The sequence below is a fragment of the Kushneria phosphatilytica genome (assembly GCF_008247605.1).
GTDB lineage: Bacteria > Pseudomonadota > Gammaproteobacteria > Pseudomonadales > Halomonadaceae > Kushneria > Kushneria phosphatilytica.
The window spans coordinates 3497329-3509361 of record NZ_CP043420.1 but is presented as its reverse complement, the minus strand read 5'-3'; the positions used below and the strand labels follow the sequence as shown (position 1 = coordinate 3509361).

General features: G+C 60.8%; 12 protein-coding genes and 1 tRNA gene. 7 read left to right on the top strand and 6 right to left on the bottom strand.

Annotated elements, in window-relative coordinates; genetic code table 11:
• Positions 1 to 79 precede the first annotated feature (79 nt).
• Together FY550_RS16280 and FY550_RS16275 are read left to right on the top strand one after the other, a co-directional pair.
• A tRNA-Arg gene (locus FY550_RS16280) sits at positions 80 to 156 on the top strand.
• Positions 157 to 267: 111 nt separating this feature from the next.
• Positions 268 to 939 carry an SOS response-associated peptidase gene (locus FY550_RS16275; RefSeq protein ID WP_070980049.1) on the top strand — a complete coding sequence of 224 codons (672 nt, stop codon included), beginning with the start codon at positions 268 to 270 and terminating at the stop codon, positions 937 to 939.
• A gap of 155 nt (positions 940 to 1094) precedes the next feature.
• Here FY550_RS16275 and FY550_RS16270 read toward each other — a convergent pair whose 3' ends face one another.
• Complete coding sequence (locus FY550_RS16270) at positions 1095 to 2663, bottom strand: methyl-accepting chemotaxis protein (protein ID WP_149054667.1); 1569 nt, start codon at positions 2661 to 2663, stop codon at positions 1095 to 1097.
• Positions 2664 to 2934: 271 nt separating this feature from the next.
• On the bottom strand, positions 2935 to 3102 hold the full coding sequence (locus FY550_RS16950) for a hypothetical protein (protein WP_168169345.1): 168 nt from the start codon (positions 3100 to 3102) through the stop codon (positions 2935 to 2937).
• 167 nt (positions 3103 to 3269) lie between these two features.
• Between FY550_RS16950 and FY550_RS16265 the strand changes: the two genes are divergently transcribed.
• The 3 genes from FY550_RS16265 (at position 3270) to FY550_RS16945 (ending at position 5801) form a co-directional block, all read left to right on the top strand.
• A complete protein-coding gene (locus FY550_RS16265) occupies positions 3270 to 4010 on the top strand; it encodes a Crp/Fnr family transcriptional regulator (protein ID WP_233350231.1) in 741 nt (246 codons plus the stop codon).
• A gap of 139 nt (positions 4011 to 4149) precedes the next feature.
• Entirely contained in the window at positions 4150 to 5556 is a 1407-nt protein-coding gene (locus tag FY550_RS16260) for a PepSY-associated TM helix domain-containing protein (RefSeq protein ID WP_084388199.1), read from the top strand.
• A gap of 80 nt (positions 5557 to 5636) precedes the next feature.
• Positions 5637 to 5801, top strand: coding sequence for a hypothetical protein (locus tag FY550_RS16945; protein WP_168169344.1), 165 nt, complete (start codon positions 5637 to 5639; stop codon positions 5799 to 5801).
• Between the two features lie 7 nt (positions 5802 to 5808).
• On the opposite strand, the gene FY550_RS16255 is transcribed toward FY550_RS16945, so the two are convergent.
• From FY550_RS16255 to FY550_RS16240, 4 genes are all read right to left on the bottom strand, one after another.
• A complete protein-coding gene (locus tag FY550_RS16255) occupies positions 5809 to 6585 on the bottom strand; it encodes a heme ABC transporter ATP-binding protein (RefSeq protein WP_070980045.1) in 777 nt (258 codons plus the stop codon).
• Entirely contained in the window at positions 6582 to 7622 is a 1041-nt protein-coding gene (locus FY550_RS16250; protein ID WP_070980043.1) for a FecCD family ABC transporter permease, read from the bottom strand. The genes FY550_RS16255 and FY550_RS16250 overlap by 4 nt, the downstream gene beginning before the upstream one ends.
• On the bottom strand, positions 7619 to 8698 hold the full coding sequence (locus FY550_RS16245; RefSeq protein ID WP_233350230.1) for an ABC transporter substrate-binding protein: 1080 nt from the start codon (positions 8696 to 8698) through the stop codon (positions 7619 to 7621). Before FY550_RS16245 ends, FY550_RS16250 begins: the two co-directional genes overlap by 4 nt.
• Before the next feature lie 213 nt (positions 8699 to 8911).
• On the bottom strand, positions 8912 to 9970 hold the full coding sequence (locus FY550_RS16240) for an SDR family oxidoreductase (RefSeq protein ID WP_070980040.1): 1059 nt from the start codon (positions 9968 to 9970) through the stop codon (positions 8912 to 8914).
• Positions 9971 to 10086: 116 nt separating this feature from the next.
• Between FY550_RS16240 and FY550_RS16235 the strand changes: the two genes are divergently transcribed.
• Positions 10087 to 11031: a LysR family transcriptional regulator gene (locus FY550_RS16235; RefSeq protein WP_070980038.1), complete on the top strand. Its 945-nt coding sequence runs from the start codon at positions 10087 to 10089 to the stop codon at positions 11029 to 11031.
• Positions 11032 to 11129: 98 nt separating this feature from the next.
• The gene (locus FY550_RS16230) at positions 11130 to 11963 is read left to right on the top strand and encodes a YrhK family protein (RefSeq protein WP_070980035.1); all 834 of its coding nucleotides are present in this window, start codon (positions 11130 to 11132) and stop codon (positions 11961 to 11963) included.
• Positions 11964 to 12033: the final 70 nt, after the last annotated feature.

The window sequence follows — 12033 nt, the reverse complement described above, 5'->3', positions numbered from 1 at the left end:
GTACCAGAGGCTGTGCAATGAAATCCGAAGCGCTCCCCGGTGGACACCAACGCCTGTGCATCGTAGGATAATGCGCGTTCCGCCCTTAGCTCAGCTGGATAGAGCGTTGCCCTCCGGAGGCAAAGGTCATAGGTTCGAATCCTATAGGGCGGGCCACAGGATTTTCGAAAGCGGGCGACTCAAATGAGTCGCCCGCTTTTTTTGTCTTTGTAACCACTGCTGTCCTCATTCTGTGCGGCACATCAGGCAGGCGGCTACACTCCAGGCATGTGCGGACGATACGTTTTCTTCACCAGGCGACAGCAGGCAGCTCAGCAGCTGCCTTTTCGTGTTCGTGATCTGATTGATGAGGCTGAGCAGCCGCGTTACAACGTGGCGCCCGGGACCAGAGTAGTGGTGGTGCGCCGGGTCGATGCAGAGGCCGGCGCGACGATGGAATATCTGTGGTGGGGCTATCATCCGCACTGGGCGGGGGAGGATGCGCCGACACCGATCAACGCGAAGGCGGAGAAGGTGGCCACCTCGAAGTATTACTCGGGCGCCTTCGCCCGGCATCGTTGCCTGATTCCTGCAGATGGCTGGTACGAGTGGCTGGCCACCGATAGTGGCAAGCAACCACACTTCATCTGCCGGAAGGATCGTGGCCTTGTCTGGCTGGCCGGTATCTGGACCGAGCGCTCCGATGGCACGCCGGGAGTGGCGATTATCACGCATGACGCCCGCGGTCCGGCAAAAGAGGTTCATCCGCGTATGCCACTGGCGCTAAGCGATGACTGCCTGGGAGATTGGCTCGATCCGGATATGACGGATCGGGAGACGATCCGGCAGCTGATCAAGCCACTACCGGCTGATCAGCTCACGCATTGGGCGGTCAGCCGGGAAGTGAATCGGGTCGGGAATGACCGAGTGGATCTGGTCGAGCCGATCAATCCGGCCTGAACAATGTTGCTATCAAAAATCGGCAACTCGGCGCCCCTCCTTCAGAGTCCGGATGGCGCCCTTACCTTCCGTATCGATGTTCCCGGGCGCATCATGAAAAACCGCCCCGGGGTTCGGGGCGGTAGCAAGTACGATCACTGACGAGATATTTCAACTCAAACAGCAGTCATTGGCTCTCGTACCTTGAAGGTGGCAACCAGTGATTGCAGTTTCTCGGCCTGCTCCTCAAGTGCGCCTACGGCGGTAGTGGATTGCTGCACCATGGCTGCATTCTGTTGCGTCACGGTATCCATCTGCGATACGGCACCATTGATCTGATCGATGCCGTTGATCTGTTCGCGCGAAGCCGTAGCGATATCGTTGATCAGCATGGCCAGCTGCTCGATGGTGGTTTGTGTCTCTCCGATACTCTGACCACTACGCTCTGCCTGATGCACACCGGACATGATGCACTGGCTGGTTTCTTCCAGCAGTTTGCGGATCTCGCCTGCCGAGTCTGCGCTACGACTTGCCAGCGCCCTGACCTCGGAAGCCACCACGGCAAACCCCTTGCCCTGTTCGCCGGCTCTTGCCGCTTCCACGGAAGCGTTCAGTGCCAGAATGTTGGTCTGGAAGGCGATGGAATCGATGGTGGTCAGAATCTGGTTCATGCGCTCTGACTGGGTGGCAATTTCACGCATCAGTGAGAGATTCTGCTTCACATCACTGCTGCTGCTGCGAGCACTGTTCGTGGCATTGTCCGCCAGCGTATTGGCCTGCTGGGTCGCGTCGGTGTTCTGTTTGGCGGTGGCAGACATCTCTTCCATGCTCGCCGCGGTTTGCTCCAGTGACGCTGCCTGCTGTTCGGTACGGGCAGCAAGATCATGGCTGCTGTGGGAGAGTTCGCTGGCACCGGCGTAGACATCCTGCGCAGTATTTCGAATGGAGTGCACCAGAGTCGACAGGGAACGGCTCATCGTCATCATGGCCGTTAGCAGTCTTGCGATTTCGTCGCGGCCATCGGTGCTGATGTCCTGGCTGAGATCACCCTTTGAAACCTGTTCGGTAATCGCCAGAGCACGCCGCAGAGGGGTGGTAATACTGCCGGTAATCATCAGTGCCAGTACGGTTGCCAGTAGCAGGGCAACGCCCGCGAAGATCACCAGCCAGATCAGCGTTTGGTGATGGGCATTACTGATGGTCTGCTCGGCAGCCTGCATTCTTTCGGCAGCCACCTCGTTGATACGATCGGCCACTGATTCCAGCTGATAGACCTGCTCCTTGTATTGTGCGAAGGCGGCATTGGCCTGTGCTGCTTCGGTCAGTTCTCCATTGCGGATACGCTGCTGTATGGCCGTAAAGCCCCCGGCATAGGCCTCAAGTGCGCCTTCGGCCTGGGTATACAGCCCTCGAAGCTCTTCGGTCGGGGCCAGCTTTGCGCCAGCGGCAAGCGTATCAGCCAACCGGCCACGAGCCTCCTCCCATTTTTGTTGATAGGAGAGCTGCTTCTCGCGATCGCCAATGTTGATAAAGCTGTCTTTCTCGTAGCGCCGCTCTTCCAAAGCGAGCCGTTTAACATTCAGCGCGTTCTGTGCCAGCCGGGAATCAACATTAACCACTCTTTCAGAGATGGCTTGCATGTGATTCAGGCCAAGTATGCCGGCGCCTGCACAAATCACGATCAGTAAGGAGACGATGCCGAAAGCGACACCCAGGCGGGTGCCAATCTTGAATCGGGAAAGCATGAGCGGAACCTCACCGGTTGGTATAGCCTCACTATCGGCTCGGCTGAGACTCCGCTTGATGCTTTTATACGGGGTTTAAAGCCCCGATAAAGCTGGCTTCAAAAAGCGTACTGTCCCGCTTCGCTGGACCGGATGAGCAATTACTTCATTCCCCGTTTGCGCCCATGCCCATAATAGCGAATGTGATACCAGCTCCAGGTGCCGGCGCCAATCAGGCCGACAGCAAAGGCCACGCCTACCCATGCCATGAGTCATCTCCGATGATGCAATTTCATTTCTCAATCTGAAGCAGAGCGTTGGGCGAGAGAATGCGACCATCGATGGAGAGTGCCAGGGCTCGGGCCATTATTCTTGGCTCTCGGGTTTTGGCCTCGATCAGCGCACAGCCAAGTGACTGGAAGCAGCGTTTGGCCAATAGGGAACCGGGCGTTGAGAGCATGCGCTGGCGTCTGGTTCATGTCAGAGACGCCTTCCAGGGGCTGCGTGTGTCGCTTCAGTCGAAATGGAGCGGCTTTATGTCGTCGCGATAGCCGTTCGGGTTGCAATATGGCGGGAATGCCCCAGATTTGAGTAAGACTTCAACCATTCGGTTACGGGAGAGGGAGTATGAGTGCATCACAGAGAAGCTGCATGGTACGTCAGTTCCAGCATTATGCAGATCTATCGGAGGCGGATATCGAGCTGCTCGATTCGCTGGAGCACTCTCCCGAACAGTTACCCGCGGAGCGAACCGTCTGGCGGGAGGGTGGTGCCGCCAATGAGCTGGCCGTGCTCAGCGAAGGATGGGCCTGCAGCTACTACACGCTGGAGGATGGCAGTCGCCTGATTCTGGATATCTATCTGCCCGGCGATGTCATCGGTCTGCGTGAGTTTGCTACCTCGGAGCACATGGCGACCGTCGAAACCATCACCGAATGTACGCTCTGCCGCTTCCCGCACCATCATCTGACGGATGTTTTCGCAAAATCCTTCAAGCTGACCAGAACCTTCTTCGCCATCGCGACGACCCAGCAGTCGATTCTGGTCGAGCGCATGATCAACCTTGGGCGACGCAATGCCTCGAATCGTATCGCGCATTTTCTGTGCGAGATGTATACCCGTCTGGGGCGCATGAATGACAACATGAACGGCAATTTCCGCATGCCGCTCTCTCAGGAGATGCTGGCCGATATCATGGGCCTCTCCTCGGTGCATGTCAGCCGTACCTTCTCCCAGCTGCATGATGACAAGCTGGTGGAGCGCTCACGACACAACATCCGGATTCCGGACATGGATCGTCTGGTGGAACATGCCGGTTTTACCGATAACTACCTGGGTACGCGTTCGATCATCGAGAATCGCGCCTGAGTGCCTCGATGAGGGTGAGGGGGCCGTATTGAAGAGGCGCTGAAGACCCTCTCTGTTGTCGACGGAAATCGATTCACAAAACCTGTGTGCAGGGTTAAGGTTCGTCTCTGATCGATCCGCCTGCTGTACAGGTCATGCCATGACATCCTCCACGGTCAGAACCGCCTCCCAGGGCGCGCCACGAAGCGGGGCCGCTGCTGTACTGGTGGCCCTGCTGATGCGTCTGCACTTTTATATTGGCCTGCTGGTGGGCCCCTTTCTGCTGATTGCGGCGTTCAGCGGGCTGCTTTATGCACTGACACCACAGATCGAAAGCGCAGTCTTTCATCATCAGCTGTATACCGATTCGCGCGGCCCCACTCTGCCGCTGGCGGAGCAGATTCATGTTGCCGAACAGGTGATTGAGAGCGATGCCCGGCTATCGGCGGTGCGGCCGGCTCCGGCACCGGGGACAACCACTCGGGTGATGTTTCATGAACCCGGCATGGGCCCGTCGGATGCGCGTGCCATTTTTGTCGATCCGGTCACGGGTGGGGTACGGGGCGATCTGCCGGTGTACGGGACCAGTGGGGCACTGCCGCTGCGTACCTGGATCGACAAGTTCCACCGCAGTCTGCTGCTCGGTGACTGGGGCCGGCTCTATAGTGAGCTGGCAGCCTCCTGGCTGTGGGTACTGGCGCTGGGTGGGCTGGCGCTCTGGTGGCAGCGGCGACGACGGATCAGTGCCGGCGGTAGACGCCCATCAGGCATGCGTCGCTGGCATGGCACCCTGGGCGCCTGGCTGATGCTTGGGCTGCTGTTCTTTTCCGCCACGGGGCTGACCTGGTCACAGTGGGCTGGTGGCAATATCGCCGTGCTCCGCCATGCCTGGGGCTGGGGGACGCCGAGCGTCTCGACCCAGCTGGCGGACGCCGCACCTGTTGGAGCGCATGAGCATCATGGGGTGGTGGATAATCCCGGCGCGAAGAAGGTAGCGAGCCCCCCGCCAGAACGTTTTGATGGCGTGCTGGCGGCGGCACGCGGTGTTGGGCTCGATGCCGGCAAGGTCGAGCTGATCCCGCCCGCCAGCGAGGATCGGGCATGGAAGGTACGCGAGATCGATCGGCGCTGGCCGACCCGAGTCGATGAAGTGGCCATCGAGCCGAACACGCTGCAGGTCATCGACCGTACCCGGTTCGAGGATTTTCCGCTGGCGGCGAAGCTGACTCGCTGGGGCATCGATGCGCACATGGGTATCCTGTTCGGCCTGCCCAATCAGTTGTTGCTGGTCGGTGTTGCCAGTGGTTTGATCGCAATGATCGTGCTGGGCTATCGCATGTGGTGGCAGCGGCGTCCGACGTTGCGCGGTTGCGAAGTGGTAGCGCCGTTGGCACTGTTGCGGCGTTTACCGAAACCGCTGGCACTGACGATTCTGGTGATGGCGGCGCTGCTGGGCTGGGCATTGCCGCTGATGGGCATCAGCCTGCTGGCATTTCTACTGCTTGATTCGCTGTTGCTCCATTACCGACAGCGGCGAACCGGGGCGGCAGTGGCCGATCCGACATGATCCGAGTCCTTCCCCTGTTCATCGAAACGACGTGGCAACGGCATCAGCGCTGCGTCCCACCAAACTGGAGGTGCCATCTCATGGCTGATCGCGATACGCACGACGAGTCTCAATCGACAACGTCGAAGGGCCGGAACAGGCTGCCCTCCATCGACCAGCACCTGAGCCTCTATATCATGATGGCGCTGGCCTCGACCTTTATCCTGGGGTTTCTGATCTTCGGGCTGACTTCGCTGTTCGGCTGAAGCGGAATTACGGTGGCAACGAGCCCGGCAGGTAGTGCACCTGCAGCCGGCCGTGATCCGGTGAGGGCGTCACGCGCGTGGCCACGCCATAAACCTCCCGGATCAGCGTTGGGGTCAACACCATCTCCGGCGTGCCTTCCGCGACCATACGACCCCGATGCAGCACGATCAGGCGATCGCAGAACATCGCGGCCAGATTGAGATCATGAAGGGCCACCACGCTGGTGATCGCCAGATGACGCACCAGGGCCAGCAGATCGAGCTGATGCTGGATATCGAGGTGGTTGGTGGGCTCATCCAGCAACAGGACCCGGGGTTGCTGGGCCAGGGCCCGGGCGAGCTGCACCCGTTGGCGCTCGCCGCCGGAGAGGGTATGCCAGCGCCGCCGGCGCAGTTCGGTCAGGCCGACACGCTCAAGCGCATGCAGGATGAGGCGCGTATCTTCCGGCTGCCAGGGGCGCAGTGCACCCCGGTGAGGCGTGCGGCCAAGCTGAACCACTTCCTCTACGCTGAGATCGGAGTCTGTCGTGGCGTGCTGTTCGAGCAGCGCCAGCTGACGCGCAATCTGCCGTCTCGACAGTCGTCGCAGCGGCGTGTCGTCGAGCAGTACCTGACCCGAGTCGGGACGCCGTAATCCGGCCAGCAGATGCAGCAGTGATGATTTTCCTGCGCCGTTGGGGCCGAGCAGGCCCAGCGTTTCGCCTGGCTGGACGCTCAGCGTCACGTCATCGACGATGGCAACCTGATGTTTCGTCCAGTAGAGATTCAGTCCCTGCAGACTCATGCCGAGGGCCTCGCGCGATAGAGGATGAACGCGAAGGCGGGCGCCCCGAACAGGGCCGTAACGACCCCGATCGGCAGCACCTGCTGGGGCACAATGATTCTGGAGAGAATATCGGCCAGCACCATGAAGTTGGCACCGATCAGGACCGACGCGGGCAGCAGCCGCATGTGGCCCGGGCCGATCAGAAATCGCGCTGCATGCGGAATAACCAGGCCCACGAATCCCACGGCTCCGACGATACTGACCATGGTGGCGGTGATCAGGGCGGTCATGGTCAGCAGGATCAGGCGCACCGGGCCCACGGCGACCCCGAGCGCGGCAGCGGCGTCCTCGCCGAAGGCGAAGGCATCCAGGGTTCGGGCGAAACAGAGACAGATCAGGCTCCCGAGGATCACGACCGAAGCGGCCAGCCCGACATCCGGCCAGCGTACGCCGCCGAGACTGCCCAATAGCCAGAACATGATGCTGCGGGACTGTTCGGCATTGGCCGAGGTACTGACCACCCACGCTGTCAGGGCATTGAACAGCTGGGCAGCGGCGACGCCGGCGAGAATCACCCGGGTGGTACTGCTGCGTGCCCCGGCGGCCAGCAGGATCACCAGCGCAAAGGCGGCCAGCGCACCGAGGAACGCCCCCATCGGCATGCCGATGAGTCCGCCACCCAGCCCCAGCAGCAATACCGTGACGGCGCCGGTAGAGGCGCCCGCGGAAATGCCCAGCACATAGGGCTCGGCCAGTGCGTTACGCAGCAGTGCCTGCAGGATGGTGCCACACAGCGCCAGCCCGGCACCGCAACTGGCCGCCATCAGCGCTCGACTCATGCGGTACTGCCAGACGATGCCCTGCTGAATGCGATCCAGTGGCAGGTCGGTGATGCCCAGGCCATTGGTGATGCTGGCAAGCGTCACCGACAGTGGAATCGGCATCTCACCGATCGAGGCCGCCAGAGTCACCACGCCTGCCAGCATGATCAGGGCCAGCAGCGCCAGCCCCCAGCGCACCGGCCAGCCATCCCGGGCTGCCAGCCATTCGATCATGAGCCGGCTGCGCGAAAGTCGGCCAGCTGTCGACCGATGGTTTCAATGGCATCGACCACGCGCATGGAGGGATTGAGCCCCTGGGCCTCGACGGTAATGATGTGCCCCTGCTTCACGGCATCGAGTTCCCGGGCTACCGGATCATGGTGGAGGAAATCGAGCTTTTTACGGACATCGTCGGCGGGAAAGCGGCGTCGGTTCATGTCGGCGATCACAATGATGTCGGGATCCAGCGTGGCAATTCGCTCCCAGCTTACGGCCGGCCATTCCTGAGCACTATCGATGATGTTATCCAGACCCAGGGTCCGCGAGATAACGCCCGGGGCCCCATCATTGCCGGCTACCCAGGGATCGCCCTGCAGCCGCGGGCTGGAGAACCAGTACACCACCGTGGGCCTGTCGCTGCCTCTGGGCAGTGCTGCCTCGGCTCTGACCCTTGCAATGCGCTGGTGCAACTGATCGATCAAGGTCTTGCCTCGTGCCTGGACATCGAGAATGCGCGCCAGTTGGGTGATCTCCTGATCGATCATGGCCATGGTGAAGGGACGGCTGCGACTCCCGTCGCTGTTGGAGCTTTCGGTCACCTGCTTGCCGATGCAGTCGCTGGGTGACACCCAGGTGTGAATGCCGAGCTGTTCGAACTGATCCCGTGTGGCGACCTCGCCGTGAGTACCCAGATGATAGGTGAACTGGGCAGCCACCAGATCCGGCCGCAGGCGGGTCACGGACTCGAAGCTCGGCACATCTTCCGATAGCCGGGGTACGGTTTGATTGGCCTGACGCAGTGACGGGCGTACCGGGCCAAACCAGACAGCAGTGCCTACCATGCGATCGGCCACACCCAGCGACAGCATCAGCTCACTCTCGAGCTGGCCCAGCGTCACGAGGCGCTGCGGCGCCTGGCGGAAGGTCAGCGAGCGGCCGCAGTTGTCGATGGTCAGCGGGTAGTGGGTATGGGAGGCCATGGTGTGTTCCGCGGTATCTGTCGGCTGGCTGGCGCGTACCTGCTGGGTCAACAGCAGGCTCATCAGGCACATGATGACAGCAAGGGAGCGCGGCAGGAGCCGAACAGCCATGGCGTAAGGTCCTCTAACAGGGCAGGTGGCAGCTTCCAGTGCAACAGCGCCAGCGATCATAACATTACCCGCTAACACAAAAAGATATGTTATATCATACCATTAAACAAGTACGAGAATGACAGGCTCGATGTGACAATCAAGACGTTGTCAGCCGAATACCTGCCGGTGGGCACGGGCGGGGCGCCCGCAGGCGCCCCGATCATCATGGGCTCAGGGAATCACGCGCTCGGCGCGCAGCCGGGCGAACAAATCCAGAAAGGCAGCCCGCGTTTCGCGGAACTCGTTGAAGCCGAAGTCGCGGCACTTGGTGAGATCGTTGACGCACTCCTGCTCGCGGCCCAGGTCGGCATCGGTGTGCCACCATGAGGCCAGCTTCGTGACATCTGCTTCCACCAGTCCGTGACGCGTGGCAATCTCGCGCCAGGTCTCCTCCATGCCGGCCATCTGCTCCTCCAGGGGTCGCGGGGTTTCCGGGCAGTCCGGTACCTCGAGGCCGAAGAATTCGCCGATCTCCTGCCACATCCGTCGCCAGCGGAAGGTATCGCCGTTGACCGTATTGAACGCCTCGTTCTGCGCCCCGGGTGCCAGTGCTGCCCACTCCATCTGGCGTGCCAGCAGCAGCGCATCGGTCATGTCGGTGAGTGCGTTCCACTGGGTCTGCGAGCCGGGGAAGACGAAGGGCCAGCCCTGCTCCCGGCAGATCGAAGCATAGATGGCGATGGTCACACCCATGTTCATGGCGTTGCCCCGGGCATGACCGATCACGGTGTGCGGACGGTGCACGTTCCAGTTGAAGCCGTGCCGCTCGGCCGCTTCGATCAGGATGTCTTCCAGGGTGTAGTAGAAGTTTTCGCCCGGTACGCGTGGCGCGGATTCCCGGAAGGGGGTCTCGACCCGGCCACTGCCGTAGCTCTCGAAGGCACCGAGATACTGCTTGGTGCCGGTGACCAGCGAGGCATGCTGAAGCTTGCCGGCGTCGAGGGCATCGAACAGATGGTTCATCATCGCGCCGTTGGCTTCAACGTTCTCCCGTTCGCTGTCGCGTCGGGTCCAGGTGCAGAAGAAAACGTGACTGATCGGCAGCCCCTCCAGCGCCTGTCGGGTCGCATGGCGATCAAGCAGGTCGGTGGAGACGGGGATCACCCCGGCCTGACCCGAGGGACGTCGTGACAGGCCATAAACGGTCCAGCCGCTGGCGACAAGATAAGCCGCCAGATTGCCACCGGTAATGCCGGTGGCGCCGACGACCAGTGCCGTACCCTTGCGCATAGTACTGCCTCCTTTAGTGCGAAGGCGGCGTCACATGACGTCGCCGATAACGCCATGCAGTCTGGTAGGGTCGATTTGTTGCGACAATAGAATGGTTTGCAAAGTATTATTGCATTATGGACAACTCGATTGATCTCAATGCTCTGCGCGTCTTTGAACGAGTGGCCGCCAATGGCAGCTTTACCGCGGCGGCGCGACATTTTCATGTCGCGGTCTCCTCGGTCTCGCGTCAGATCAGTGCGCTGGAAGCGTCACTGGGCGTCCGGCTGCTCTATCGCCATACCCGGGCAGTCAGTCTCACCGATGCCGGGCGGCAGTATTACGAGCAGATCCGTGGCACGCTGGAGCAGCTCGATCACGCAACCGAGGCGCTGACCGACCCCGGGGCCGAACCTGCCGGAACACTGCGCATCAATGCGCCGGTGGCTTTCGGGCAGCGCCGTATCCTGCCACTGCTTAACGCCTTTCAGCGTTGCTATCCGGCGGTAAAGGCGGAACTGCTGCTGACCGACGAGGTAACCGATCCGGTACGCGAGGGCAGTGATATTACCTTTCGGGTCGGTGAGCTCTCCGACTCCTCGCTGGTCGCGCGACCGCTGGCACCGATGAATTATGTCACCGCGGCGTCGCCGGCCTATCTCGCTCGCCGGGGGACACCGAACGAGCCGCAGGACCTGTTCGAGCACGATTGCCTGCTCTATCAGGGGGAGATGGGACGCCAGCGCTGGTACTTTCGCGGTGACGGTGAGGCACGAGCCACAGCCCTCGGGCTCTCCGGCTCGCTCTACAGCAATGATGCCGAGAGCCTGTTGCAGGCGGCGCTGCTGGGGCAGGGGATCGTCATGTTTCCTACCTGGCTGATCGGGGAGCTGCTTCAGGAGCATCGGCTGGTGCCGCTGCTGGAGGAATGGCAGTGCGAGGTCGCCCCGCAGCGGCGCATGATTCATCTCCTGACCACTGAAGGCCGCCAGCGCTCACACAAGGTACAGGCTTTCATTGATCATCTGATGAGTGCCGTCGATCCCGTACCGCCCTGGGATCGCTGGCGCGAGGCGCCCTGAACCGATGATCTGCCCATCGCACCTGGTCGGATGCGCCCATGCCCACCACAATGGCCTGAACGTCATGTCTTCATGCTGCAATCAGGTAACCGCTACATATGCCGCATCTGTTCACGAATCGGCCGCGCACTTCACGGGTCTTTGATAATGACTCGAATCTGACCATCAATTTCCGCTGGGAGACGGTCAACTCCCTGCTCTACGAGCTGGGCGGCCTGCTGTTCATTGTGGGCAGTGCCCTGTTCTTTCCTCGTTTCGAAGCCTACAAGGATCTCGGGGCCTGGCTGTTCTTCGTCGGCTCGCTGGTCTATCTGCTGGTGCTGGTGCACGACATGATGGAGATCTACCAGTTCTGGCCCAAACGCCGGCTCTCTCCCAGCCGGATGCTGGAAGTCAGTGCGTTATGGTCCTATGTCGCGGGGACCGTACTGTTCACGGTGGGCAGCCTGTTTTTTCTCTCCTGGTGGGACTGGATCATGGCCGGCGCCTGGTGTTTCGTGATCGGCTCGATCCTGTTTGTGTTCGGCGCCTGCCTGAACGTGCTGATGATCATTCGCGCCTCGTCGCTGATGACGCTGCAGCTGATGAATCTCACGGCCGTGACTTTCGTGATCGGTTCCGGCCTGTTCGTGGTCGCCTCCATTCCCTATCTCTGGGATATAAAGAGTCCGGCGGATGAAGAGAAGATGTTTGCCTTCCTGGCCTGGCTGTTTCTGATTGGCAGTGTGCTGTTTCTGGTAGGTGGGCTCTTCAACCATCAACGCTCGAGATTGGTGATGCAGGCCAGGCTTGATGCGCTGGCCAATGACCCCCAGGCCGATAATCGGCTGCTTTCCTTCGTGCGTGGCGAGATCGAGGAGGATGAATTCTACTCGCACAAGCAGGGGCGAATTGGTGAAACCAGGGGAAAGCGCGGTACTTCGAACCGCTGACTGGCAGCCCTGTGACGCTCTGATACCCCGGCCCTCAGGCCGGGGTATTTTGTTGTCATGCCGATTTTAT